This window comes from Nocardia sp. CA-290969, from assembly GCF_050936135.1.
In the GTDB taxonomy this organism is placed as follows: Bacteria; Actinomycetota; Actinomycetes; order Mycobacteriales; family Mycobacteriaceae; genus Nocardia.
Genome location: NZ_JBNJNJ010000001.1, coordinates 1,880,315 through 1,905,172, shown reverse-complemented (window position 1 = coordinate 1,905,172; position 24,858 = coordinate 1,880,315). Strand labels below are relative to the sequence as shown.

Here is a 24,858-nt window from a genome sequence, read left to right as displayed (position 1 = left end):
GCGCCCGGCGACCCGGACGGGAGCCGACCGGAACCGCCGCGGCAGTTGCGGCTACCGCCCGGCCGGCAGCCGGCTCGTCGCACGGCGGGCGGCGCGGGTCGCGCGCCACATCCGGAACAGATAGGGCGGGGTGGGCGGCACCCAGCCGAGTTGCCGGGCGAGGCCGAGGTCGTCCCGGTTCGCCCAGTGCTCGCGCACTGTTGCGTCGGTGCAACGGAACCAATGCGTCTGAGTGGTGGCGAACGACTTTCCGGTCGCCGGGAAGGCCTGTTCCACGGCGCCGCTCTCGTCGTACACGACGAACGTGCCGATCTGGCGGCCGGACATGGTGGTGTGCACGGCCACCACGCCGGCCGAGGCGGCGGTCTCGTGGATCTCCCAGCGGAGATCGGCGTAGGTCGCCCGCAGCCAGCGCGCCGTGGCGTAGAAGCCCGCCGGGCCGGGCTCGCGGCAATCGGGTGGTTCCGCGGCGCTTTCGCGGTTGCGCGCCTCGGGATGGAATACCGCTTCGAAGTCGGCGAGTTCCCCGTCGGCCATGATCAGAACCGCGCGGGCGGCCAACTGCGCGAGGTCTGCCGGTGCACTCCCCATGAGAACTCCCAGATAGTCCGGACCCGGCACGCGGGACAACTCCCGCCCGGCCGGAATGCTACCCGGACAGGGTCGGCGCGGGAAGACGTTGCGGCGCGGCGCTTTCCCGGCGGCAGGACTGTTACGCGCCCGTGTGCCGGGTCGTCACCGCGGCACACGGCCGAAACGGCGGGCCGGGCACCGGTCCACGACCTCACCGATTCTTGCTCCGGGCGATCAGCTGGCGGGTGATCACGTTCTTCTGGATTTCGTTGGTGCCCTCGCCGACGATCATCAGCGGGGCATCACGGAAATACCGTTCGACATCGAATTCGGTGGAATAGCCGTAGCCGCCGTGGATCCGGACCGCGTCGAGTGCGATCTGCATCGCGGTTTCCGAGGCGAACAGTTTCGCCATACCGGCCTCCATATCGGCGCGCTGCCCCGATTCGTAGCGGCGCGCCGCGTACATCACCAGCTGGCGGGCCGCGGTGAGTTTCGTCGCCATCTCGGCGAGGTAGTTCCCGATGGACTGGTGCTCCCAGATCGGGCGGCCGAAGCTCTCCCGCTGCTGGGCATACCGCAGCGAATCCTCCAGCGCGGCCCGGCCGACACCCAGCGCCCGCGACGCCACTTGGATACGGCCTATTTCCAGACCGCGCATCATCTGTGCGAAACCCTTGCCTTCCTCCGTGCCGAGCAGCGCGGTGGCGGGTACCTCGAAATCGGCGAAGGACAGCTCACAGCTCTCGACGCCCTTGTAGCCGAGTTTCGGCAGATCACGCGAGACGTCGAAACCGGGCCCGTGTTCCACCAGCAGAATGCTCACTCCGCGGTGCGGGGGCACCGCGTCCCGGTCGGTTTTGCACAGCAAGGCGATCAGCTGGGAGCGCCGGGCGTTGGTGATCCAGGTCTTGGCGCCGTTGATCACGTAGCGGTCGCCGTCGCGGCGGGCCCAGGTGCGGATGGCCTGCAGATCGGAGCCGCCGCCGGGTTCGGTCAACGCCATGGTCGCCCGGATCTCGCCCGTGGCCATGCGCGGGAGATAGTGGTCCTTCTGTTGCTGGGTCCCGAACGCCAGCAGCAATTTCGCGACCACCGTATGCCCGCCCATCGCGCCCGCCAGGCTCATCCAGCCGCGCGCCAGTTCCTCGGTCACCGCGGCGTAGCAGGGCGCCGAGACCGCGGCCTCGCCCCAGGGTTCGGGGATCGCCAGCCCGAAGATGCCCATCGTTTTCATCTGCTCGACGAGGGATTCCGGATAGGTGTTGCCGTGTTCGAGTTCGCGGACGACGGGGGCGACTTCGCGGTCGACGAAGTCCGCCACCAGCGCGACCACCGCGGTTTCGTCTTCGTCCAGTTCGTACATTTCGGCGAGATCCTTTCGGCAGGGGGCGGTACACGCGGCGCGTAGCACACCCATCATGTCCGCGCACCGGAACAGGGGCGGGCCCGGGACGGGTGCGGACAGCCGATCAGGTCGCCTGGTAGCCGAGTGCGGCGGAGATCCGTCCGGCCGCCCGCCGGACGACGGGGATCAGGCCCCGCATCCGTTCGCCGGGCATGTACGGCGTGGTCGCCGAAACGCTCACGGCACCCACGATGGCGCGGGACGCATCGCGGATCGGCGCCGCGACGCAGCGGATACCGGGTTCGTTGTCCTCGAGATCCAGTGCCGCGCCGGTTCTGGCGTACTCGCGCATCCGGGTGAGGAACCCGTCCAGGTCGTCGTGGCGGGCGGCGGCCGGAACCTGCGATTCATCGGCGGCGTACTGATCGGCCCAGCGGTCGGCGGCGTCGAGCAGCAGCGCTTTGCCGACGCCGGCACGAGTGAGCGGCATCCGGTAGCCGATCCGCGACCGCATCTCCGCACCCCGCGATCCCGGCAGTTTGTCCAGGTAGAGCACCGAACCGCCGTCTTCGACGGCCAGGTGGACCGTATCGAGCACGGTGGCCGACAGTTCTTCGAGCACCGGCCGCGCCACCAGCGGTAGCGGGTTGCCGTGCAGCGCTTTGAAGCCGAGTTCGATCAGCGCCGGGCCGAGCGTGTAGCCCCGGTTGTCGTGCCGCAGGAATCCCTGGTTCACCAGCAGTTGAGCGAGCCGGTGGGTACTGCTGCGACCCAGGCCGGTGTGTTCGACGATCTCCCGCAAACCGTGTGCGCCGTCGGCGACCGCCCGGATCACGGCGAGGCCCCGGGCGAGGGTCTGGGTACCGGGTGGAACATCGTCGTGCGAACTACTCATTGCCCTACCGTCCCACAAATAGGGACCAGGTTGGAAATAACGGGACGCTCTGTTCATAGTGACGGGCATGACACCGGACCGGCCTGGACTCCCGACGCCGCGCCTCATCGCACTCGACTGGGGCACGACATCGCTGCGTTCCTGGCTGCTCGGCGACGACGGACGGATCCTCGATACCCGCCGCCCCGCCGGGGGCCTGCTCGACCTCGCCGAAGGTATCGACGCCGCCGATCCGGCGGCCCGGGCGCGCGCCTACGAAGCGGCGTATCTGCGGGTCTGCGGCGAGTGGCTGCGCGACCACCCGGGAATCCCGGCCCTGGCCTGCGGCATGGTGGGCAGCGCACAGGGCTGGTACGAGGCGGGCTACCTAACCGTGCCCGCGCGCCTCGAACAGACCGCCCGTGAACTCACGCCGATCCGGCTCGACGAGGGCACCGTCCACCTGGTTCCGGGCCTGCGCATCCCCTCGGAGCCCCGGCACGACCTCCCCGGCGATGTCCTGCGCGGGGAGGAAACACAGGTCATCGGTGTGCTCGAGCTGATGGAACGCCGCGACGCCGCGCACACGCTGGTGCTGCCGGGCACGCATACCAAGTGGGTGCGGGTCGAAGACGGCAAGGTGGCGTCCTTCACCACCGCCATGACCGGTGAGCTGTACGGACTCGTCACCCGGTACGGTCTGCTGAGCCATACCGCGACCACCGCGCGGCGCGACGACACGGCGTTCGCCCGCGGCCTGACCGCCGGATTCTCGTCCCGGGACCAGGGGCTCGGCACCGCCCTGTTCGGCGCGCGGGCGCTGGTACTCGACGAACTGCTCGCCCCGGCCGCGGTGGCCGACTACCTCTCCGGTGTCGTCATCGCCGACGAGGTGCGGCATGTGCTGCCGCGGTATCCCGCGGCGGACCCGATCGTGCTCTGCGGTGCCGCCGACCTGTGCCGGCGCTATGCGATCGCCTTGGCACGGTGCGGGGCGCGGGCCGAGATCGTGCGCGAGGACGCCGCCGCCACCGGGCTGTGGTCGATCGCCGTCGCAGCCGGGCTGGTCGCACCGGAACGGCACCGGCGATGAGCGGGCAGCGGCAGACAACGACTACCGAGGAGGAACTCATGGGCGTATCACCGGAGACCAGCGGGTCGGGGCTGGTCGCGATCCTGCGCGGCATCACGCCCGGTGAAGTCGCCGCCGTGGGCGCGGCGCTGGTCGAGGCGGGTTTCCACGCCATCGAGGTGCCCCTGAACTCGCCGGACCCGTTCCGTTCCCTCGAGATCTTGGCCGCGAAGTTCGGCGACGTGTGCCCCATCGGCGCGGGAACGGTCCTGTGCACCGACGAGGTACAGCGGGCGCGCGCGGCGGGTGCCGCCATCATCGTGTCCCCGGATACGAACGTCGAGGTGATCGCCGCGACCGTGGCCGGCGGAATGCGCTCGTACCCCGGGGTCGCGACACCCACGGAGGCGTTCGCGGCGGTACGGGCCGGCGCCCGCAATCTGAAGATGTTCCCGTCCGAGGCGCTCGGCATCTCCGGTATGCGCGCCTTGCGGGCCGTACTGCCCGCCGACGTGGAGATGCTGCCGGTCGGCGGCGTCGACGAATCGAATCTGGCCGAATGGCGGGCCGCCGGAGCCGGTGGCGCCGGTATCGGCACCACCGTCTACCGGCCGGGCGATACCGCGGAACAAGTGCGCACGAAGGCCCGCAGGCTCGCGGCCGTCTGGGCATCGGCCCGGTAGTACCCGCTCGTCACCGGACAACGCAGTCCGCTGCACAGGAGGAAAATCAATGAAGATCGCGTCGATCACGACGTACACGCTGCCGCCGCGCTGGCTGTTCGTGCGCATCGAAACCGACGACGGCGTCGTGGGCTGGGGCGAGCCCGTGCTGGAAGGCCGGGCGGCGTCGGTGGCCGCAACGGTCGAGGAACTGTCGGATTATCTGATCGGGCAGGATCCGGGCCGGATCGAGGATCTGTGGACGGTGCTCTACCGCGGCGGGTTCTATCGCGGCGGCGGTATCCATATGAGCGCGCTGGCCGGGATCGATCAGGCGCTGTGGGATATCAAGGGCAAGGCGCTGGGCGTGCCGGTGCACGACCTGCTCGGCGGCCGGGTCCGCGATCGGATCAAGGTCTACTCCTGGATCGGCGGCGACCGGCCGGACGATACGGCGAAGGCCGCGCGCGACGCGGTGGACCGCGGTTTCACCGCGGTGAAGATGAACGGCACCGAGGAACTGCAGTACCTCGATACCTGGGACAAGATCGACCGGTGCGTGGCCAATGTCGCGGCGGTCCGCGACGCGGTCGGGCCGAATATCGGTATCGGCGTCGATTTCCACGGCCGCGTGCACAAACCCATGGCGAAAGTACTGCTGCGCGAACTCGAACCGTTCCGCCTGATGTTCGTCGAGGAACCCGTACTCTCCGAGCACGTCGACAGTGTCGTGGACGTGCTGCGCAATTCGTCCATACCGATCGCGCTGGGCGAGCGGTTGTTCTCCCGATGGGATTTCACATCGGTGCTCGCCTCCGGCGCCGTCGATATCATCCAGCCCGACCCCTCGCACTGCGGCGGCATCACCGAAGCCCGCAAGATCGCGCAGATGGCCGAGGCCTACGATGTCGCGCTGGCCCTGCACTGCCCGCTGGGGCCGATCGCGCTCGCCTCGTGCCTGCAGATCGACGCCGGCTGCTACAACGCGACCATCCAGGAACAGAGCCTGGGCATCCACTACAACACCACCAACGAACTGCTCGACTACCTGGTGGATCCGGCGGTGTTCACCTACGCCGACGGACAGGTGCAGATCCCGACCGGTCCCGGCCTGGGCATCGAGATCGACGAGGAATACGTGACGGAGCGGGCGGCCATCGGGCATCGGTGGCGCAACCCGATCTGGCGGCACGCCGACGGTTCGTTCGCGGAGTGGTGAGCATGAGAACAACGATCGAGAAGCCCGCCGCGTCCCACGCCGCACTCGCCGCGACCGCGAGCCGGGCTCGCATCCTTATCGCGGTCATGCTGTTCGTGACCGTGGTGATCAACTACATGGACCGCGCCAACCTGTCGATCGCGGCGCCGGCGATCGCCGACGAGATGGACCTGTCCTCGGCGCAACAGGGTCTGCTGCTGTCCGCGTTCGGCTGGACCTACGCGGCGCTGCAGATCCCCGGCGGCTGGTTCGTCGACCGGGTGCCGCCGCGGGTGCTGTACCCGGTGTGCCTGGTGCTGTGGTCGCTGGCCACGGTGTTCATGGGCATCATCGGCGGTTTCGTCGCGCTGATCGCGCTGCGGTTGCTGGTCGGGGTGTTCGAGGCACCCGCCTACCCGATCAACAACCGGGTCGCGACCGCCTGGTTCCCCGAGCGGGAACGCGCCACCGTGATCGGTTTCTACACCTCCGGCCAGTTCATCGGCCTGGCCCTGCTCACCCCGGTGCTGTCGTGGCTGCAGTCGGCGCTGAGCTGGCACTGGGTGTTCGTCTGCACCGGCGCCATCGGCGTGGTGTGGGGGCTGGTGTGGTACTTCGTCTACCGGGAACCGCGCGATTCCCGGGCCAACGAGGCCGAGATCGCCCATATCAGCGCGGGCGGCGGTCTCGTGGACCTCAACGAGTCCCGGCCCGAACGAACCAAGGTCACGTTGTCCGATATCACCACCGTGCTGGGCCGGCGGAAACTGTGGGGCGTCTATCTGGGGCAGTTCTGCCTCACCTCGACGTTGTGGTTCTTCCTCACCTGGTTCCCTACCTACCTGGTCGAGTACCGGGATATGGACTACATCAAATCCGGTTTCCTCGCCTCGCTGCCGTTCATCGCCGCGGTGGTCGGTGTGCTGTTCTCCGGGGTCTTCTCCGATTTCCTGTTGCGTCGCGGGGTTTCCGTGGGCATCGCGCGCAAGGGTCCGATCATCGCCGGGCTGCTGCTGAGCACCACGCTGATCGGGGCGAATTTCACCGATTCCACCGCGCTGGTGATCGTGTTCCTGTCGGTGGCGTTCTTCGGCAACGGCCTGGCCTCCATCACCTGGTCGTTGGTGTCGGCGCTGGCGCCGGAACGGCTGATCGGGCTCACCGGCGGGATGTTCAATTTCATCGGCAACCTGTCCGGTATCGCGACCCCGATCGTCATCGGTTTCCTGGTCACCGATGCCAGCTTCGCCCCCGCCTTCGTGTACATGACGGTCGTGACGCTGCTCGGGATCGCCTCCTACGTGCTGCTGGTCGGTCGCGTCGAACGCGTACAGGAATCGCGTCCCACGCCGGCACCGGCGTAGCGGACCGGCATCCGGCGTTGCCGCGCCGGCGGAAGCCGCCGGTCCGCTCCCCTGCGGAACCGGCGGCTTCCGCCGGACCGCACGCCGCCGACCTGGGCTTACGACACAAATAGGTATGTATCGGGCCATTCGGCCGACGCGCTGCGGGCGAGAACGGCAGATGCTGGTAGCCGAACACCTCCGAAACCGATCCCGAGGCTCGCCGATGCAGCAGTTCCACCCGGAGCACACCTGTCGGACAAGTGAAGACCCTGCGCAGGCGACGGACGCGCTGACCATCCGTCGCTGTGTAGCGTGCGACACCTTGTGCGCGCCGGCGGTGACGCGCTGCTCGGCGTGCCGGTCCGCCGATTTCGCGCCGGTGGCGGCGGCGGGTACCGGGTCCATCGTGTGCTGGCGCATCGTGGAGTGCGCCCCCAACGCCCTGTCCGAACCGGTCTCGGCGACCATCGCGATCGTCGAACTCGACGAGGGCCCGTGGGTGTATACGACAATCGCGGGACCCGTCCCACAGACCGCGGACGAACCGGTGCGGGTCCGGTTCCGGACGCCGCCCCGGGGCGACCGCTTCCCGGTTTTCGCGGTCTCGCGGGAGACGGCCGGCCCCGCGCGATAACCGGCCGGATCGGGCCACCGCCGTTCACCCGCCGGCCCCCTTCCGCCCGGGCCCAGGCGTGTGCGCCTCGCCGCCGCGCCCCCTCGGCGATACAGTTGAGGTGCCGGAAGGTGCGCACATGTTGCACGATGCCCACACAGACACTCGACGGGCCGGATTCGGGTCATGACCGCCGAAGAACCGCTGCGAACCCGTCGTGAGTCGACGATATCGGTCGCCGCGGAACTCGATGCGGCCGGTTTCACCGACGCCACGGAGATCGGGCGCGGTGGGTTCGGGATCGTTTACCGCTGCAGGCAGCCGACGCTGGACCGCACGGTAGCCGTCAAGATCCTCACCGGCGAACCGACCGAGGACAACCGGGCCCGGTTCGTGCGCGAGCAGCAGGCGATGGGCCGCCTCACCGGGCACCCCAATATCGTCCCCGTACTGGAAGCGGGTGTCACCGACGGTGGTCACCTCTACCTGGTCAGCCCCTATTGCGCGGCCGGTTCGCTCGACCAGCGCATCCGTCGTGACGGGCCACTGACCGCGGCCGACGCCCTGCACCTCGGGGTGAAGATCGCGGGCGCGCTGGAGAGCGCGCACCGGCTCGGCGTGGTGCACCGGGACGTGAAACCCGGAAACATCCTGTTCACCGACTACGGGGAGCCCGCGCTGACCGATTTCGGTATCGCGCACATCACCGGCGGATTCCGGACGGCGGAGGGCACGGTCACCGGGTCCCCGGCGTACACGGCGCCCGAGGTTCTGGAAGGTGGCAGTCCGACACCGGCCGCCGATGTGTACGGATTGGGGGCGACGCTGTTCAGCGCGCTCACCGGTCACGCGGCCTTCGAACGCCGGACCGGCGAGAAAATCGTCACCCAGTTCCTGCGGATCACCACCCAGCCGGTCCCCGATCTGCGGGAACACGGTATTTCCGGCGAGATCACGGCGCTGGTGGAGGAGACGATGAACCGGGATCCGCGGGCACGTCCTGCCGCGGCGGGGTTCGGGGAGGACATCCGGCGAGTACAGCGCCGGCACGGATACCCGCTGGGCGCGATGGCGCTGCGGGACACGCCGCACAACGAGCGACCGGAGGAGAAGCCGGCAGTGCGGTCCCGGACGGCCGCGCGCCCCGATCGCACCGGCAACCTGCCCCTCGAACTCACCAGCCTCGTGAACAGACGCACGGAACTGGCAGAGGTGAAGAATCTGCTCGCCACTCACCGGCTGGTGACCTTGACCGGGCTGGGCGGCGTCGGGAAAACGCGGCTGGCTTTACGCGCCGCCACGCAGGTGTCCCGGGATTACTCGGACGGCGCCTGGATGGTCGACCTGGCCGATGTGTCGGAGCCCGGTTTACTGGTCGATGTCGTCGCCGCCGTGCTGGGCGTGCGCGACGAATCGGTCACCCCGTTGCTCGACGTCCTGGTGGAATTCCTCTGCACCCGCGACACCCTGCTGGTGCTCGACAACTGCGAACAACTGGTGCACGCGGTCGCCGAGCTGAACGAGGAGATGCTGCGGATATGCCCGGACCTGCACCTCCTCGTGACCAGCCGGGAGCCGTTGAACATCGCCGGGGAAGCGGTCCTGCGTATCGCACCGCTCACGATCCCGGCACCGGGCCGGGAGCCGAGCCTGAAAGGTATGCCGCAGTTCGACGCCGTCGCCCTGTTCGCCGACCGGGCCGCCACGGTGGTACCCGGATTCGAACTGAACGAGGACAACAAGGGCGCGGTTGCCGGTATCTGTGCCCGGCTCGACGGTATACCGCTGTCGATCGAACTGGCGGCCGCCCGGATGCGCACGTTGTCGCCACAGCAGATCCTGCAACGGCTCAACGACCGGTATTCGCTGCTCACCCACTCCGCCCGCACAGCGCCGACCCGCCAACAGACCCTGCGACTGTGTATCGACTGGAGTTTCGATCTGTGCACCACCGTGGAACAGCAGCTGTGGTCGCAGCTCGCGGTGTTCGCCGGCAGCTGCGAACTGGACGCCGTCGAAGGCATCTGCGATCTCGATCCGGCCCCGCTGAGCCTGCTGGATGTCCTGTCGTCGCTGGTCGACAAATCCATCTTGATCCGGGAGGAATCCGGCGAGGTCGTCCGCTTCCGGATGCTGGAAACGCTGCGCGAATACGGCCGGGAGAAGTTACGCGACGCCGGCGGGTACCGGGATCTGCGTCGCCGGCACCACGACTGGTACCAGCGGTTGATATCCGCCGCCGCGGCCGGCTGGATCAGCGCCGAACAACCACACTGGATCGCGCGTCTGGAACGGGAACAGGCCAACCTGCGTGACGCGCTGGAGTACTGCCTCACCGAGGATTCCACGGCATCCACCGAAGCGGGCCTGCGCACCGCCGCGGGCCTCTACGAGTTCTGGAACTTCCGCGGCCTGTACGGCGAGGGCCGATCCTGGCTGGACCGGCTCCTCGCCCGTCCCGGAGAACAGCCGGCACCGGTGCGCGTCGACGCGCTCTGCGCCGCGGGCAAACTCGCCGCATCGCACGGTGAGTTCGCGGCGGCGGCGGCCCGGATCCAGGAGGCGCGGGCAGTGGCCACGGCCGAACTCCCCCGGCCGGTGCGGGCACAGATCGCCTACGCCGAGGGCCTGCTCGCCCTCGCCCAGGGTGAAGCCGGGATCGCCCGTGCGCATTTCGAGCGCATGGTGGCGCTGACCGAATCGGATCCGTACGGTCAGCCCAGGATGAGCGCGCTCGCGCTTGTCGGTTTCGCCTACGAGATCGGCGGCGATACCGCCCGCGCCGCCGACTTCTACCGGGATGTCCTGTCGGTCACCGAACCGCGCGGCGAGGTACTGCATCGTGCCGCGGCGCTACGCGGGCTCGGAGTTGTGGAGTGGCGCAACGGTTCACGTGACCGCGCCCGGCAACTGCTCACCGAGGCGCTGCGGGTGAACAGCGGGCTGCACAGCACGGTGATCGCCGTGCTGTGCCTGGAGGCGCTGGCTTGGACCTTCGACACCCGCGGCGAGGCCGAACGAGCGGCCGTGCTGATGGGTGCCGCCCAGGGGCTGGCGCCCGCGGGCAGTCAAGTAATGACCGTCATGCACAACATGTGGCAGTACCACGACGAGTGCGAGCATACGGCCCGCACGGCGCTGGGCACGCGCGGCTTCGAGGCCGCCCACCGCCGCGGCGCGGCGATGCGGATGGACGACGCGCTCGCCTATGCCCTCGGCGAGCAGATGCTCGACGGGCGCACCGGCTCGGCGGCGGCGAGGACGCTGACCCGACGGGAGCGCCAGGTCGCCGAGCTGGTGGCGCAGGGGCTCAGCAACAAACAGATCGCGGCCAAGCTGGTGATCTCCCAGCGCACCGCGCAGAGCCACGTGGAACATATCCTCACCAAACTCGGTTTCACCTCGCGCGCCCAGATCGCCGCCTGGATCACGGAGAACGCCCCGGACTGAGCGCGCGCTCCGTCGAGCCGCAACGCCGGAGATCGCCCCGGCGTCGATGCTGCCGGTCTTTGCACGGCGTCGGCGCTCGACTCGGCGCCGCGGAAATTCACGGGCGTAATCGGGGCGCAGTCGTCATGATTCACCGCATGAACCGCTACCCGAACGATAACCAGTGCACTCCCCCACCGACCCGGAGCACCGATGCCCACCCCCGTTGAACCCGAACGTCCGGACCTCACCGGATGGCGCCGACGCCAGCAGTTGCGCCGTTCCAGTGCCGCCCAGCCCATCCCGTCCGGGAAGAGCTACCGGCGCAAACCCAAACACACACAGGCGCGCGAGATCCGCGACGCCCACCGCTGAAAGCCCGGACATCGCGAAACCGCCACGCCTCGCCGAGGATTCGCCGGTTCGTCACCACCGGTTCACCCTGCCCCACCCGCCTCTGTGACTACGATCTTCCCATCGAGGGGAAGGTGGCGAATTGTCTTATCGCCGTGGGTCGTTATCGGCCGCCGTAGTCGTTGCGCTGAGTGTCGTGCTGGCGGCTTGCGGGGCGGGCACCGGGACCGAACCCGTCACCGAGTACGAGCCGGACGCCGGTGTGCTGAACATCGTCGCCGGTTCCGAGCACGAAGCGGTATTCCAGCAGATCGTGCAGCCGTGGTGCGCGGACCAGGAGCTGACCTGCACCATGACGAAACTCGGGTCGGTGGATCAGGCGCGGCTGCTCGAAACCGGCGACGCGCCCTACGATGCGTTCTGGTTCGCCAGCAGCGTCTTCCAGCAGTTCGGCGATACCACGCACCGGCTGCAGGAGGTGCAACCGATGTTCAGCACGCCAGTGGTGTACGCCGGGCGGCGCAGCGAACTGGAGGCACTGGGCTTCCTCGGCCGGGAGGTCGGGATCGAGGAGATCCTCGCCGCGGCCGAAGCGGAGAAGACCACGGTGTGGACCACCAACCCCACCCAGTCCAACTCCGGTGCGACAGCGCTGCTGGGCTTCCTCAACCATTTCGCCGGGAACGGCCCGGGCGTACCGCTCACCCGAGCGCAACTCGATTCCGAACCCGTCCGCACCGGCTTCACCCGGTTCGCCCGCGCCGTCACCCGGACACCGCCGTCCACCGGCCTGCTCATGGACGAATGCCTGGCCGCGCCGGAGCAGTGCAGGACGATGTTCACCTACGAGGACTTGGTGATCGAACGGAACAAGCAGCTGGTGGCGGCCGGCCGGGAACCGCTGCACGTGATCTACCCGAAGGGTGTGCTGGCGATCGCGGACGCGCCACTGGGCTTCCTGCCACACGGCGACAACCCCGCGAAACTGAACAACTTCCGCAAGCTGCAGGATTTCCTGCTCTCCGCCGATACCCAGCAGCGGCTGGTGCAGCTGGGCCGGCGACCGATATCCAGTATCGGGCTCTCCCTGCCCGACGCCCCGCCCGAGGTGTTCGATCCGGCGTGGGGTGTGCGGCCGACGCTCGACGAGCAGCCGATCACCTATCCCGCGGCGCCGGTGATCGCCCGGGTGCTGGAGGACTACCAGACCGTCTATCGCACCCCGACTGACCTGGTGTACTGCATCGACGCGTCCGGGAGTATGGACAGCAACGGCGGCTGGACCGGGGTGCTGCATGCCGCGGACCTGCTGTTCGACCCGGCGCAGTCGAAGAAATACCTGTTGCAGACCGGCCCGAAGGACCGGACCGCGATCCTGCTGTTCAACCAGGACACCGCCACCACGCCCTGGGCCGGCGGCAATACCGAGGCGGTGCTGCGGTCGCTGCGCGACCAGGTGCACTCCCGGGCGCCCGGCGGCGACACCGGAATCTATCGCTGCCTCGGCACGGCCGCCGACCGGTTCGCCGGCACGGCCGAGCCGGGACGGAAACGCATGATCGTGCTCATGACCGACGGTGCGGATACCGTGGGCGGCCCGGGGCTCGAGGTCGCCGCCGCCACCGGAATCCCCGTGGTGGTGATCGGGTTCGGTACCGATATCGAGCAGGACGCCCTGCGCGAGATCGCCGAGCGCACCGGCGGTTCCTATTCGACCAGCGACGATATGGTCGCGGCCCTGCGCCAGGCCACCGGCTACCGGTAGGCCGGGCGGTGCCGGACAATGCCGCGGTGATCGCGGCGCTGGTGGTATTCGTTCCCGCCTTCCTCGGTCTCTACGCCGTACTCGGCACTCCGGTGGGTGCGGCGCTGGTCGCGGTGGGTGCGGCCGTGCTGGCGGGGATTGCCGGGCAGGCGGTTTCGCAGCGGATGCGGCGCAGCCGCCTGGCCCGGGCGGTGGCCGAGGCGAACGGCCGGGTGGCGGCATTGGCGACGCAGGTATCGCATCCCGCCACCCGCGCATCCCTGCTGCATGCCTGCGATACCGTGCCGCGACTGCTGGCGCGGACCGAGGAAATCGATCCCGCGGCGTTGCCCTCGACCTTGCACAAATTGTCCGGCTATCTCGGCAGTGTGGAATCGGTGCTGCGCCGGTATCTCGAGATCCAGGAGTACCCCGCTTCCTACCGCGACGCCGACCGGCTCCTGGCGAACAGTCGCCGGACGCTCACCGGCTTCGAATCCTTCGCCGGCCACGCCGCCGAACAGATCGGCGAAGCGAATCTCGAATCCTTCTTCCGGGACCTGGCACACCTGGAACTGATGAATCCGCCCCGGTTGCCCCCGAGCGAGGAACTATGAAGCGATCCCGTCTCCCCGTCCTCCTCGCGGTGCTGTTCGCCGTGGTCGTCCTCGTCGTGGGTGTGCTGGTGATCCTCCGCGAGAACCGGGCACCCGCCGCCCTCCGGCAACTCGTCTGCCTGGGCGGATCCGAGAAGTCGGCATTGATGGACGATCCCGGGGTCCGCGCGGTGCTGCGCGACGAGTACGGGCTCGAGGTGCGCTTCGACACACGGGGCTCCTACGATCTGGTGCAGATACCCACCGATCAGCTGCGCGCGCAGCGGATCGACTGTCTGTGGCCGTCCTCGGCGAGTGCCCGCAGTATTTTCGAGGAGGAACACGACCTCACCGATTTCCCGGACTACCGCGCGGAAGCCGTGCTGGAGACGCCGGAGGTGATCTACGCGGGCGCCGCCGCCACCGACGCTCTGGTCCGGGCCGGTATCGTCGCACTACGCGACAACGCCTACCACGTGGTCGATTTCAAAAGGCTGCTGCTGGAGTACGTGCTGCCCGAACGCCGGTGGGCGGAACTGGGGACCACGAACCCCGCGGGCCCGGTCCGGATCACCAGCACCGACCCGAAATCCTCGAATTCCGGTTTCACCCTGCTGCAACTCGAACTGACGGTGGTGGCCTCCGGTGATGTCTTCCAGCCGCCGACGGTCGCCGAGGCCCGGGCCGGGCTGCCCACGGTGCGCGGGCTGTACGACGCGCAGGGTTTGCAGTCCGACAGTTCCGACGGCGGGTTCCGCGAATGGCTGGTGCAGGGCGCCACCTCGCTGTACGCGGGCTATGAAAACCAGATACTGCAGCAGTTGGTCGCCTACCGCGACGACACCGCCTCCACCGGGGAGCTGCTGGCGAAAACCCGCCTGCTGTACCCGGACCCCACGATCTTCAACAGCAACCCGCTACTCACCCTCACCGCGCCCGCGCACACACTGATCACAGCCCTCCAGGACCCCGCGATCCAGGACATCGCCTGGAAGCGCTACGGTTTCCGCTCCGCCACCCAGCTCGGTGCCGCCGATACGGCGGATTTCGCCGAGATCCCCCTGGCCGCCCAGCCGCGCGCCACCGCCCCGCCGCGGGCCGATGTCACCCGCCTCCTGCTCGCCTGTGTCCGCGACGGCCAGTGCTCGTGACGACGGCTGTTCGGGCCGCAGCACCGCGTGCGGGATCTCGATGATCTGCCCGGTACAGGTGGTGAGGTGAGCACTGTCGTCGTACGCGACACCCGCCCGGCACGGCCGGCACGCGGTCCGGCGGGCGAAACCATAGCACTCCGCTACCGCGATTCGATTTGCCGATTCGCCCGGCGTCGGCTGTGATCGGTGCACGTGAGCGGAAACAGATTCGTTTCGACATCCGGCGCACCGGCCGCGCTGGGCCGGCGCGCGGTACTGCAGGCGGGCGCCGTCGCTGCGGCGGGTGTACTGGCCGCGCCCGCCGCCCGCGCCGCCACACCGGTTTTCGGCCACGGCGTCGCCTCGGGTGATCCGCTCCCCGACGGGGTGATCGTGTGGACACGGGTGACGGTGGACGCCGACGCGGTGCCGGGATCCGGGATCGGCGGTCCGGTCGCCGTGCGCTGGGAGGTGGCCGCGGACGCCGGTTTCACCACCCTCGCGGCGTCCGGTTCGGTGACCGCCACGGCGGCGAGCGATCACACCGTGAAGGTCGATGTGCGGGGTTTGGCTTCCGCACAAGACTATTGGTACCGGTTCACCGCCCTCGGCGAGGTCTCGGCGGTGGGTCGCACCCGCACCGCACCGGACCCCGGAACCGATCCCGGCCGCCTGCGTTTCGGGGTGGTCTCGTGCTCGAACTGGGAAGACGGCTACTTCGCGGCGTACCGGCAGCTGGCCGGCCGCGACGATCTCGACGCGGTCGTGCATCTGGGCGATTATCTCTACGAGTACGCGGCCGGTTCGTTCGACGGCTCCGGTCCGGTCCGGGCGCACGAGCCGGCCCACGAGATCGTCTCGCTCACCGATTACCGGATCCGGCACGGGCAGTACAAAACCGACCCGGACCTGATGGCCCTGCACGCCCGGGTTCCGTTCGTCTGCACCTGGGACGATCACGAATCCGCCAACAACGCGTGGTCGGGCGGGGCCGAGAACCACGATCCGGCCACCGAGGGCGACTGGCCGGCCCGCCGCGCCGCCTCGGTCCGCGCGTATCTCGAATGGATGCCCGTCCGGGTGGCGGGCACCGCCGCAGCACCGCGGATGTACCGCCGGCTACGGTTCGGCACCCTCGCGGAACTGTCCATGCTCGATTTGCGCAGCTATCGCGACGCCGCGCCACAGCTCGGTTCCCGTGCGGGCGACGACCCCCACCGCACGATCACCGGTGCGGCCCAGATGGACTGGCTCACCGCCGGACTGCTGTCGGGTTCGGTGCGCTGGCAGCTGGTGGGTAATTCGGTGATGCTCTCGCCCCTGGCGTTTCCGCCGCTGGATCCGGCCGCGGCGGCCGCGGTCACCGCGGTACTCGGGATACCGCGGGAGGGTGTGGCACCCAATACGGATCAGTGGGACGGCTACACCGCCGACCGCCGGCGCCTGCTGTCGGCGCTCGTCGAGCGGAACCTGACGAATATCGTCTACCTCACCGGCGATATCCACAGTTCCTGGGCAGCGGATGTGCCGCTCGAAGCCGCGAGCTACCCCGGTGGTCCCACCGCGGGAGCGGAGTTCGTGGTGCCGTCGGTGACCTCCGCGGGTATCGGCGATCTGCTGCCCGGCCCGCCGCGTACCACCACCGTCGCGCTGGAGGACTCGATCCGGGCGCTCAACCCGCATATCCGTTACGCCGAACTCGATTCGCACGGTTACGGCGTTGTCGATATCGCGGCCGAGCGGGTTCGGATGGAGTGGTTCTACGCGGTGGACGTCACCGACCCACACACCGGGGTCGCGCTGGGAGCGTCCTGGGTGCTGCCCCACGGCGGCCGTCTCCACCCGGGAACGTGAACCGGGCGCCCGCCCGGCCCGCACCGAGGCGGTCGGCGCACGGCCCCGTCCTCACCACACCCGCGACCGAACGGCCCGGAACTGCTCCGCCCGCCTCGGCTCACTTCACCGGTTTCGCCGCCGGACTGTTCGAACAGCAGAGCGCGCGCGGCGCCGGCGGGCGGATCGGTCGCCGAAACCGGTGCGCTACCCAGCCACTTGATAGGCAAGCACTCACTTGCCTATAGTCGGTGTGTGCACGCCGACCAGGGACTCGTCTTCAAAGCGCTCGCCGATCCGACCCGGCGGGCGATACTGGACGAGCTGGCCGACCGCGATGGGCAGACCTTGTTCGAACTGTGCGGGCGGCTCACCATGAAACACGGACTCTCGTCCACCCGGCAGGCGATCTCCCAGCATCTCGACCAGCTGGCCGCCGCGGGCCTGGTTCGCGCCCGTCGCGACGGGCGGCACAAATTCCACTATCTCGACCGCGCACCCCTGCGCGGTCTCACCGACCGCTGGCTGGAGGAATAATGTTGCGGATCAATATCACGAGCGTCTACGTCGACGACCAGGCCAAGGCCCTGCGTTTCTATACCGACGTCCTCGGATTCCAGAAGAAAACCGATGTCCCGGTCGGCGAGGCGTCCTGGCTGACCGTGGTCTCACCCCTGGATCCCGACGGTGTCGAACTGCTGCTCGAACCCACCGGCCATCCGGCGGCGAAGGTCTACAAACAGGCCCTGGTCGAGGACGGAATACCGTTCACCTCTTTCGCGGTGGCGGACCTGGAGGCCGAATGTGAGCGGCTGCGCGGACGGGGCGTGCGATTCACCCAGGACCCGGTGGACTACGGCACGGTGAAAACCGCCGTTTTCGACGACACCTGCGGCAACCTCATCCAGATCGCGCAGGAAACGGCCGCCTCGGCCTGATCGGCCGGGACGGGATTCCCGTCGTGGTCAACTACCGGTCGGACGCCGCGGCCGCGGCCCAGGTCGTCACCGCGATCGAGAACAGTGGTGGCCGGGCCGTCGCGGTACGCGCGGATGTGGCCGATACGGCGCAGATCCGCCTGCTCTTCGACGCGGCCGCACAGCACTTCGGGGGCGCGGAGATCGTGGTGAGCAATGCGGGCTCCGCCGGGTTCGGCCCGCTCGCCCAGGGAACCGACGCCGAGTTCGACCTGATGTTCGCCGCCAACGCGAAGTCCACGTTCGCACTGCTGCGGGAGGCCGCCAACCGGCTACCCGACGGCGGCAGGATCGTGGTGATCTCCTCCGGAGTCACGCACACCCATCGGCCGGGTTCCGGGCTCTACGGCGCTGCGAAAGCCGCCGGGGAACACCTCGTGCGGGTCCTCGCGCGCGAACTGGCGCCACGGGAGATCACGGTCAACAGTGTGCTTCCGGGTGCCGTGCGCACCGAGGCGCCGGCCGCGTCGGGCATTGCCGGACAGCTCGACCGGATCGCCGAGTCGATTCCACTCGGCCGCCTCGGCGAACCGGAGGATATCGCCGATATCGTCGCCTTCCTCACCTCTCGCGACGCACGCTGGATCACCGGCGCGGCCGTCCCCGCGGGCGGCGGGGCCTTTTGACCGCGGCCGGTGGGCCCGTCACGCGGCGCGAGCGCGAGTGAGGCCCCATTCCCGGGCGAGCAGATGATGGGAGGTGAGCCGGTCCTCGTGCCGGTGGGTCACGCTGGTGACAACCAGTTCGTCGGCTCCGGTGAGCCGCTGCAGCGCCTCGAGACCGGTGGCGACCGTGTCCGGTGCACCGACGAACTGGGTGGCCAGGCGGTCCTCGGCCAGTTCCCGCTGGTCGTCGGTGAGCGGCGGTGCGGTATCCGGGTCGAGGTATTCGGGGGCGCCCGCGCCGCTGCGAATCCCGGCGACCCAGTGCCCGTACGTGGAGGCGAGGTGGCGCGCGGTGGGTTCGTCCGCTGCGACGACCACGTCCGCCGAGACCACCAGATAGGGCTTCGGATACCGGGCGGAGGGCCGGAACGCCGTGCGATAGGCCTCGACCGTTTCCAGCACCGTCCCCGGCGAGACGTGGTAGTTCGCCACGAACGGCAGCCCGAGCCGGCCCGCCAGCTGCGCGCTCTCCCCACCGCTGCTGCCGAACAACCACAGTTCCACGCGCGCGCCCTCGCCCGGCACCGCGTGCAGTTCGATGCCCTCCGACGACGTGTAGGTACCGGCGAGCAACGCGCGGATCTCCTCGATCTGCCGGGCGTAGTCCAGCGGCTCGGCGCCCGGGGGCCGCAGCGCCTCCAGCGTCGCGGTGAGCCTGGTGGTGTCACGCAGGGCGGTCGGCGGGAACGGCGGTGGAATCACCACCCCGTCGCGCACCTGCGTCGTCCGGAGCTTCTCTGCGGGTGGTTTCCCGGCCGACCGGAGTTGCGCGATCCGCTGGGCCGAACGGCCCAGCCCCAGATCCAGCCGCCCCGGGTACAAGGCGTCGATCGTGCCGAACGCCTCCACCAGCGCGGCCGAGGTCCGGTATCCGGCCTGGACCGCGGCGGAGCCGACCCGGATGGTTTCGGTATTGGCGGCGATGAGCGCGATCAGTTCGGTGGGCGACGAGGACGCCACCGCCACGAAATGATGTTCGGCGATCCAGTACCGCCGGTAGCCCCAGGCCTCGGCACGGCGGGCGAGATCGATGGTGTTGCGCAGCGCCTGGCGCGCGTCCGAGCCCGTGCTGATGGGCGAGAGGTCCAGAACCGACAGTGGTGTCGTCATGATGCCCGTGCCTCCGATGCGGTCTTGTGCGGGTGGCGCAGACCCAGGTGGTCGCGCAGGGTCGTACCGCGGTATTCGGTGCGGAAATTGCCGCGGTCCTGTAGTTCCGGGACCACCTTCTCGACGAACTCGTCCAGCCCCGCGGGGGTGAGGTGGGGTACGAGGATGAATCCGTCGGCCGCGTCGGCCTGGACATAGTGGTCGATTTCCGCGGCGATGGCGGCGGGAGTACCCACGAACTGCTGGCGGGCGGTGACCTCGATGACGAGTTCCCGGATGCTCAGCTGTTCCGCTTCGGCCCGGTCTCGCCACTGACGCACCAGGCCTTTGGGGTCCCTGGTATGCCGGACCCGGCCGCGGGTGATCGTCACGTCGTCGAGGGGTTCGAGGTCGGGTAGGGGGCCGTCGGGGTCGTAGGTGGACAGGTCGCGTCCCCAGACCTGCTCGAGGAAGGAGATCGCGGTCTGCGGGCTCACCTGTTTCAGCCGGATCTCACGGGCGCGCTGCTCGGCGTCGGCGGCGCTGTCGCCGATCACGAAGGTGGCGGCGGGCAGGATCAGCAGCTCGTCGCGCTCGCGCCCGTATTTGGCGAGCCGGTTCTTCATATCGGTGTAGAACTGCTGTCCCGCTTCGAGTTCACCGTGCCGGCTGAAGATCGCGTCCGCGGTGGCGGCCCCGAACTCCCGGCCCTCCTCGGAATCACCGGCCTGGAGTTGCACGGGATACCCCTGCGGGCTGCGCGGCAGGACGAAGGTTCCGGCGATATCGAAATGCTCACTCCGATACCGGAACTCGGGCAGCGGCCGGGTGAAGACGCCGCGCTCCCGGTCGACGACCAGCGCGTCGTCGGGCCGGCTGTCCCACAGCGCCCGCGTCGCCGCGACCACGTCCGCGGCGCGGGTATAACGCTGGGAATGCTCGAGATACCCACCGCGGCGGAAGTTTTCCCCGGTGAACGCGTCGGAGGAGGTCACCGCGTTCCAGGCGGCCCGGCCACCCGAGAGGTGGTCCAGGGTGGCGAACTGTTTCGCGAGTTCGAACGGTTCGTTGAAAGTGGTGTTGATGGTTCCGGCCAAGCCCAGCCGGGTGGTGACGGCGGCGAGCGCGTTGAGCACCGTGAAGGTGTCGGGCCGGCCCACCACGTCCAGGTCGTGGATCCGGCCGCGATGTTCGCGCAGCCGCAGGCCCTCGGCGAGGAAGAAGAAATCGAACAACCCGCGTTCGGCCGTCCGGGCCAGATGGACGAACGACGCGAAGTCGATCTGGCTACCCGCGTCCGGATCGTTCCAGACCGTGGTGTTGTTGACGCCGGGGAAATGCGCGGCGAGATGTATCTGCTTACCGGACTTACCTTTCGGCACGGTCACGCCCCTTCGTTCGCATAGCGGTTCAGTGGCCGCGGCAGCCCCAGGCGGCCGCGCAGGGACAGCAGGGAAGTGGGCAGCCGATCCAGGAACGCGGCCTGCGCCAGCGGCCGCAGCACCAGACCGTCGGCGGCGCATTCCCGCTGGGCCCGCGCGATGAGCGCGCGCAGCGTGTCCCCGGTGCCGAGATGACGCAGGGTGGCCGGTTCCGGCCCGGTGGTCCAGGCGTCCAGTTCTGCTACCTCCGCTGCCGCGGCGGCGGCCGACTCCGCGAGATGGACCTCGATATCGAGCAAGACCCTGATCAGGTTCGGATCCCGGCCCGCGGCGGTGGTGGCCGCCCGCAGTACCGACCGGGTTTCGGCGGCCGTCGCGAGATCGGGCGCGGTGATCCGGAGCAGATCACCGCGGTGCACGGCGACGCGGGTCGCGTGCGGGCCGTCCGCCCGGATAGCGATCAGCGGCTGCCCCTGCGGCGGTCGCGGGGTGATCGAGGGGCCTTTCACCGAAAAGTTGTCGCCGGTGAAATCGATGTAGTGCAGTTTGTCGCGATCGATGAAACGCCCGCTCGGCGTATCGCGGATCTCCGCGTCGTCCTCCCAGCTGTCCCACAGCCGAGTGACCACCTCGATCGCCTCGTCCGCCTCGTGCCAGAGCGCACTGTCCGGCTGCTCTGTTTTACGCCCGAACAACCGGGCCTGCTCCGCGCCGGGCGAGACGGTCACCTCCCAGCCCGCCCGGCCGTACGAGGCGTAGTCGAGACTGGCGACAGCCTTGGACAGGTGGAACGGCTCGGTATGGGTGACCGGGCCCTGCGGGATCAGGCCGATACGGGTGGTCACCGGTGCGACCCGCGCCGCGATCCCGATCGCGTCGAGCCGGGCGCGCGCGCCACCGGATTGCAGCGCGAAGGAATCCGGCAGAAACACCAGATCGAGTCCGGCTCGTTCGGCCGCGGTGACCGCGTCCACCCAGAAACCGGCGGTTACCAGGTCTTCCGCCCGCGAATCCGGGCGCCGCCAGGAGGCGGGATGCGCGCCGGTGCCGTCCAGTTCGACGGCCAGCAGCAACGGTGCGGCGTGCGGCATCACGCGGTCCTTTCCTTCTGGTGGCGCCGCGCGGCGCCGGGAATCGCGAGCAGCAGCTCGCGGGTGTATTCGTGCTGCGGGGCCTCGAAAACCTCTGCGGTCGCGCCGGTTTCGACGATCCGGCCGGACCGCATCACGGCCACCCGATCGCTGACGTCGCGGACGACGGCCAGATCGTGCGAGATGAACAGATAGCTCAACGCGAGATCGGACTGGAGCTCGCCGAGCAGGTCCAGGATCTGCTCCTGCACCGAGACATCCAGAGCGGAGACGGGTTCGTCGAGCACCACCAGGTCTGGGCGCAGGGCCAGCGCCCGGGCGATGGCCACCCGCTGCCGCTGCCCGCCCGACAATTCCGCCGGTCGCCGCCGGGCGCAGGAATCCGGCAGGGCGACCCGGTCCAGGAGCTCGGCCACCCGGTCCCGGCGCGTGGTCCGCGAACCGATACCGAACGCCTGGAGCGGCTCGCCCACGATCCGCTCGACGGTGAGTTTCGGATTCAGTGACGCATAAGGGTTCTGGTACACGATCTGCACGCGCCTGCGCCATTCCCGCAGCCGCGTGCCGCGCAGGGCGCCGATATCGGTCCCGTCGAATTCGACGACGCCGCGATCGGGCGCCTCGAGCCGCGCGACGATCCGGGCGGTGGTGGACTTCCCGGACCCGGATTCGCCCACGATCGCCAGCGTTTCCCCGCGGTCGATCGTCAGCGAGACGTCGTCGACCGCGGTGAGCGTTTCCCCGCGGCCGACGCGGAAGGTTTTGTGCAGGCCCCGGGCCGACAGCAGCGGGGTCACCGCCCGCGGCCGGGCCGCCCGGCGGGGCCGGTGCGCACCGGAGGCGGCGGCCAGCAGGCGGCGCGTGTATTCGTGGCGGGGCGCGGTGAGTACGTCCGCGGCCGTACCGGCCTCCACGACCCGGCCCTGCCGGAGTACCACGATCCGGTCGGCCCGGTCGGCGGCCACGCCGAGATCATGGGTGATCAGCAGTACCGATGTCCCCGATTCGGCCGTGCGGCCCGCCAGATGGTCCAGGATCCGCCGCTGCACCGTGACATCGAGGGCGCTGGTCGGTTCGTCGGCGATCACCAGGCGCGGCCGGCAGGCCAGCGCGATCCCGATCAGCACGCGCTGACGCTGGCCGCCCGAGAGATCCTGGGGGAACTGCCGGGCACGTAGTCCGGGGCGGTCGATCCCGGCTTCGGCGAGGATCCGCACGGCCGCGGCCCACGCCGTGCGCCGGTCGGCGCGACCGTGGATCCGCAGTGTTTCGGCGACCTGGTCACCGATCCGCAGCACCGGGTTCAGCGAGACCGCCGGGTCTTGCGGCACCAGCCCGATCTCGGCGCCGCGCAGCCGCTGCCACGCGCGCGGCCGCAGCCGGTCGATCCGCTCACCACGGAAGGTGACGGTACCGGCGGTGATCGCTCCCCCACCGCTCAGCAGACCGATCACCGCATGCGCCAGACTGGATTTCCCGGACCCGGATTCGCCGACGAGCGCCACCGTTTCCCCGGCGTGGATCGTGAGCGATACCTCGTGGACCGCCGTGGTGACGGTATCGCCGGAACGATATTCGACTCGCAAACCCTCGACCCGCAACACCCCCTCCGCCGCTGCCGTGCTCCCTGCTTCGGCGAGCGCCGCCGGACCAGTCACAGCGACCACCCGGCGAAGTACGCCCGCGGCATCCGTTCGGCCAGCCGGGTGTTGAACGACCATCCCTGCCGGAGGAATTCGCACCCTCCGCGCAGCACCGCGATCAGGGGGTCCCCGGCCGGGCCGGATACCGCGCGTGGCGCATACTCGGCTCCCTGATCGGCTGCTCCCGCTCGGCCGCGCGGCCGGCCCGGGTCGTGGGAATTCATCGCAGTCCCTCCTGAGCGAGTGCCCGGCCCAGGCGCTGGGTCGCGAGCACCAGCGCGATGATCACGAGACCGGGCAGGGTGGTGAGCCACCAGGCGGTGGCGAGGTAGTTGCGGCCCTCCGAGATCAGCGAGCCCCATTCCGGTGCCGGTGGCGCGGCGCCGTAGCCGAGGAAACTCAGTGAGGAGACGGCGAGCACCGCGAGCCCGAACTCCACGGCGGCCAGCGCCGCCACCGGCGCGTAGGCGTTACGCAGAACGTGCCGGACCAGCACGAGGTACCAGCGCACTCCCGACGCGTACGCGGCCTCCACATACGGCGCCCGCCGCACGCGCAGTACTTCCGCGCGCATCACCCGGGCGAATCTCGCGATGAGAGCCACGCCCACCGCGAGCGCCACATTGCCCGTACCGAATCCGAGCACCGTGACCAGTGCCAGCGACAGCAGGAGTTCCGGAATGGACAGCAGCACATCGACACCGCGCATCACCGCACTGTCGACGGCCCCGCCCACCGCCCCCGCGAGCAGACCGACCAGCGACCCCGCCACCAACCCGATCACGACGGCGAGCACCGTCGCGGACAGCGACAGGCTCGCCCCGTGCACGACCCGGGTGTAGAGATCGCGACCGAGATTGTCGGTGCCGAACCAATGGTCGAGGCTCGGACCCTGGAACTTCTCGCTCGGCACACCACTCAGTGGATCCCCGCCGCCGGTGAACAACCCGGGCGCCAGCGCCCAGCCGAGCACGAGAACGAGAATGCCCACGGCCGCCACCAGCCCCGCAGCAGGCCGGCGCCGGAGCAACCGCGACCGTCTCCCGCGCGCCGCCGGCCCTTCACCACGCAGCTGCCCGTCGGCGGTCTCGAACGATTTCCCCTCGCTGTCTCCACGCGACTCGGGCCCGCTGTCTCCACGCGATGCCGGCGCGGTCTTCCCGCGCACCGCCACGGCACCGTTGTCACCGATTCCCGTCTCGGCCGCCCCGTGAGCCCGCGGCGCCGTGCTCGCAC

At 69.5% G+C, this 24,858-nt stretch carries 23 protein-coding genes; 14 read left to right on the top strand and 9 right to left on the bottom strand.

Annotation, left to right across the window (positions count from 1 at the left end; genetic code table 11):
• Window positions 1-51 precede the first annotated feature (51 nt).
• The 3 genes from ACQEVO_RS08945 to ACQEVO_RS08935 all read right to left on the bottom strand — a co-directional run bounded on the left by ACQEVO_RS08945 (window position 52) and on the right by ACQEVO_RS08935 (window position 2,816).
• A complete protein-coding gene (locus ACQEVO_RS08945; RefSeq protein WP_432910850.1) occupies window positions 52-591 on the bottom strand; it encodes an ester cyclase in 540 nt (179 codons plus the stop codon).
• 193 nt (window positions 592-784) lie between these two features.
• Window positions 785-1,939 carry an acyl-CoA dehydrogenase family protein gene (locus tag ACQEVO_RS08940; protein WP_432910848.1) on the bottom strand — a complete coding sequence of 385 codons (1,155 nt, stop codon included), beginning with the start codon at window positions 1,937-1,939 and terminating at the stop codon, window positions 785-787.
• Between the two features lie 106 nt (window positions 1,940-2,045).
• The gene (locus tag ACQEVO_RS08935) at window positions 2,046-2,816 is read right to left on the bottom strand and encodes an IclR family transcriptional regulator (RefSeq protein WP_432910846.1); all 771 of its coding nucleotides are present in this window, start codon (window positions 2,814-2,816) and stop codon (window positions 2,046-2,048) included.
• 67 nt (window positions 2,817-2,883) lie between these two features.
• Between ACQEVO_RS08935 and ACQEVO_RS08930 the strand changes: the two genes are divergently transcribed.
• The 14 genes from ACQEVO_RS08930 to ACQEVO_RS08865 all read left to right on the top strand — a co-directional run bounded on the left by ACQEVO_RS08930 (window position 2,884) and on the right by ACQEVO_RS08865 (window position 18,378).
• The gene (locus tag ACQEVO_RS08930; protein ID WP_432910844.1) at window positions 2,884-3,888 is read left to right on the top strand and encodes a 2-dehydro-3-deoxygalactonokinase; all 1,005 of its coding nucleotides are present in this window, start codon (window positions 2,884-2,886) and stop codon (window positions 3,886-3,888) included.
• A 38-nt stretch (window positions 3,889-3,926) separates the two neighbouring features.
• Window positions 3,927-4,550: a 2-dehydro-3-deoxy-6-phosphogalactonate aldolase gene (locus ACQEVO_RS08925; protein WP_432910843.1), complete on the top strand. Its 624-nt coding sequence runs from the start codon at window positions 3,927-3,929 to the stop codon at window positions 4,548-4,550.
• A 49-nt stretch (window positions 4,551-4,599) separates the two neighbouring features.
• On the top strand, window positions 4,600-5,748 hold the full coding sequence (gene dgoD, locus ACQEVO_RS08920; RefSeq protein WP_432910840.1) for a galactonate dehydratase: 1,149 nt from the start codon (window positions 4,600-4,602) through the stop codon (window positions 5,746-5,748).
• A gap of 2 nt (window positions 5,749-5,750) precedes the next feature.
• Window positions 5,751-7,091 carry an MFS transporter gene (locus ACQEVO_RS08915; RefSeq protein WP_432910838.1) on the top strand — a complete coding sequence of 447 codons (1,341 nt, stop codon included), beginning with the start codon at window positions 5,751-5,753 and terminating at the stop codon, window positions 7,089-7,091.
• A gap of 304 nt (window positions 7,092-7,395) precedes the next feature.
• Window positions 7,396-7,707: a Zn-ribbon domain-containing OB-fold protein gene (locus ACQEVO_RS08910; RefSeq protein ID WP_432910836.1), complete on the top strand. Its 312-nt coding sequence runs from the start codon at window positions 7,396-7,398 to the stop codon at window positions 7,705-7,707.
• Window positions 7,708-7,872: 165 nt separating this feature from the next.
• Window positions 7,873-11,136, top strand: a complete 3,264-nt coding sequence (locus tag ACQEVO_RS08905; protein WP_432910834.1) for a protein kinase domain-containing protein — start codon at window positions 7,873-7,875, stop codon at window positions 11,134-11,136.
• A gap of 192 nt (window positions 11,137-11,328) precedes the next feature.
• Complete coding sequence (locus tag ACQEVO_RS08900) at window positions 11,329-11,490, top strand: hypothetical protein (protein ID WP_432910831.1); 162 nt, start codon at window positions 11,329-11,331, stop codon at window positions 11,488-11,490.
• A 121-nt stretch (window positions 11,491-11,611) separates the two neighbouring features.
• The gene (locus tag ACQEVO_RS08895) at window positions 11,612-13,234 is read left to right on the top strand and encodes a VWA domain-containing protein (protein WP_432910829.1); all 1,623 of its coding nucleotides are present in this window, start codon (window positions 11,612-11,614) and stop codon (window positions 13,232-13,234) included.
• Window positions 13,235-13,242: 8 nt separating this feature from the next.
• The gene (locus ACQEVO_RS08890) at window positions 13,243-13,830 is read left to right on the top strand and encodes a hypothetical protein (protein WP_432910827.1); all 588 of its coding nucleotides are present in this window, start codon (window positions 13,243-13,245) and stop codon (window positions 13,828-13,830) included.
• On the top strand, window positions 13,827-14,960 hold the full coding sequence (locus ACQEVO_RS08885) for a hypothetical protein (protein ID WP_432910825.1): 1,134 nt from the start codon (window positions 13,827-13,829) through the stop codon (window positions 14,958-14,960). The genes ACQEVO_RS08890 and ACQEVO_RS08885 overlap by 4 nt, the downstream gene beginning before the upstream one ends.
• 195 nt (window positions 14,961-15,155) lie before the next feature.
• Window positions 15,156-16,796, top strand: coding sequence for an alkaline phosphatase D family protein (locus ACQEVO_RS08880; protein WP_432910823.1), 1,641 nt, complete (start codon window positions 15,156-15,158; stop codon window positions 16,794-16,796).
• A 234-nt stretch (window positions 16,797-17,030) separates the two neighbouring features.
• Complete coding sequence (locus ACQEVO_RS08875; RefSeq protein ID WP_432910820.1) at window positions 17,031-17,312, top strand: ArsR/SmtB family transcription factor; 282 nt, start codon at window positions 17,031-17,033, stop codon at window positions 17,310-17,312.
• Between the two features lie 2 nt (window positions 17,313-17,314).
• Window positions 17,315-17,713 (top strand): VOC family protein, encoded by a 399-nt coding sequence (locus ACQEVO_RS08870; protein WP_432922501.1) that lies wholly within the window; start codon window positions 17,315-17,317, stop codon window positions 17,711-17,713.
• The gene (locus ACQEVO_RS08865) at window positions 17,665-18,378 is read left to right on the top strand and encodes an SDR family oxidoreductase (protein WP_432922498.1); all 714 of its coding nucleotides are present in this window, start codon (window positions 17,665-17,667) and stop codon (window positions 18,376-18,378) included. Before ACQEVO_RS08870 ends, ACQEVO_RS08865 begins: the two co-directional genes overlap by 49 nt.
• 18 nt (window positions 18,379-18,396) lie before the next feature.
• Here ACQEVO_RS08865 and ACQEVO_RS08860 read toward each other — a convergent pair whose 3' ends face one another.
• The 6 genes from ACQEVO_RS08860 to ACQEVO_RS08835 are packed head-to-tail and all read right to left on the bottom strand — an operon-like array spanning window position 18,397 to window position 24,652.
• Entirely contained in the window at window positions 18,397-19,527 is a 1,131-nt protein-coding gene (locus tag ACQEVO_RS08860; protein ID WP_432910818.1) for an LLM class flavin-dependent oxidoreductase, read from the bottom strand.
• Window positions 19,524-20,888: an NtaA/DmoA family FMN-dependent monooxygenase gene (locus tag ACQEVO_RS08855; RefSeq protein ID WP_432922495.1), complete on the bottom strand. Its 1,365-nt coding sequence runs from the start codon at window positions 20,886-20,888 to the stop codon at window positions 19,524-19,526. The genes ACQEVO_RS08860 and ACQEVO_RS08855 overlap by 4 nt, the downstream gene beginning before the upstream one ends.
• A gap of 2 nt (window positions 20,889-20,890) precedes the next feature.
• Complete coding sequence (locus ACQEVO_RS08850; RefSeq protein ID WP_432910816.1) at window positions 20,891-21,979, bottom strand: LLM class flavin-dependent oxidoreductase; 1,089 nt, start codon at window positions 21,977-21,979, stop codon at window positions 20,891-20,893.
• Entirely contained in the window at window positions 21,979-23,637 is a 1,659-nt protein-coding gene (locus tag ACQEVO_RS08845) for a dipeptide ABC transporter ATP-binding protein (RefSeq protein WP_432910814.1), read from the bottom strand. Before ACQEVO_RS08845 ends, ACQEVO_RS08850 begins: the two co-directional genes overlap by 1 nt.
• Window positions 23,634-23,846 carry a hypothetical protein gene (locus tag ACQEVO_RS08840; RefSeq protein WP_432910812.1) on the bottom strand — a complete coding sequence of 71 codons (213 nt, stop codon included), beginning with the start codon at window positions 23,844-23,846 and terminating at the stop codon, window positions 23,634-23,636. The genes ACQEVO_RS08845 and ACQEVO_RS08840 overlap by 4 nt, the downstream gene beginning before the upstream one ends.
• Window positions 23,843-24,652, bottom strand: a complete 810-nt coding sequence (locus tag ACQEVO_RS08835; RefSeq protein WP_432922492.1) for an ABC transporter permease — start codon at window positions 24,650-24,652, stop codon at window positions 23,843-23,845. The genes ACQEVO_RS08840 and ACQEVO_RS08835 overlap by 4 nt, the downstream gene beginning before the upstream one ends.
• Window positions 24,653-24,858: the final 206 nt, after the last annotated feature.

Excerpts from the sequence above, each read along its gene's own strand:
- ACQEVO_RS08940 (WP_432910848.1), bottom strand. The coding sequence starts at position 1,939 with ATGTACGAACTGGACGAAGACGAAACCGCGGTGGTCGCGCTGGTGGCG.
- ACQEVO_RS08900 (WP_432910831.1), top strand. The coding sequence starts at position 11,329 with ATGCCCACCCCCGTTGAACCCGAACGTCCGGACCTCACCGGATGGCGC.
- ACQEVO_RS08935 (WP_432910846.1), bottom strand. The coding sequence starts at position 2,816 with ATGAGTAGTTCGCACGACGATGTTCCACCCGGTACCCAGACCCTCGCC.
- ACQEVO_RS08925 (WP_432910843.1), top strand. The coding sequence starts at position 3,927 with ATGGGCGTATCACCGGAGACCAGCGGGTCGGGGCTGGTCGCGATCCTG.
- ACQEVO_RS08930 (WP_432910844.1), top strand. The coding sequence starts at position 2,884 with ATGACACCGGACCGGCCTGGACTCCCGACGCCGCGCCTCATCGCACTC.
- ACQEVO_RS08885 (WP_432910825.1), top strand. The coding sequence starts at position 13,827 with ATGAAGCGATCCCGTCTCCCCGTCCTCCTCGCGGTGCTGTTCGCCGTG.
- ACQEVO_RS08840 (WP_432910812.1), bottom strand. The coding sequence starts at position 23,846 with ATGAATTCCCACGACCCGGGCCGGCCGCGCGGCCGAGCGGGAGCAGCC.
- dgoD (WP_432910840.1), top strand. The coding sequence starts at position 4,600 with ATGAAGATCGCGTCGATCACGACGTACACGCTGCCGCCGCGCTGGCTG.
- ACQEVO_RS08860 (WP_432910818.1), bottom strand. The coding sequence starts at position 19,527 with ATGACGACACCACTGTCGGTTCTGGACCTCTCGCCCATCAGCACGGGC.
- ACQEVO_RS08905 (WP_432910834.1), top strand. The coding sequence starts at position 7,873 with ATGACCGCCGAAGAACCGCTGCGAACCCGTCGTGAGTCGACGATATCG.
- ACQEVO_RS08850 (WP_432910816.1), bottom strand. The coding sequence starts at position 21,979 with ATGCCGCACGCCGCACCGTTGCTGCTGGCCGTCGAACTGGACGGCACC.
- ACQEVO_RS08945 (WP_432910850.1), bottom strand. The coding sequence starts at position 591 with ATGGGGAGTGCACCGGCAGACCTCGCGCAGTTGGCCGCCCGCGCGGTT.
- ACQEVO_RS08915 (WP_432910838.1), top strand. The coding sequence starts at position 5,751 with ATGAGAACAACGATCGAGAAGCCCGCCGCGTCCCACGCCGCACTCGCC.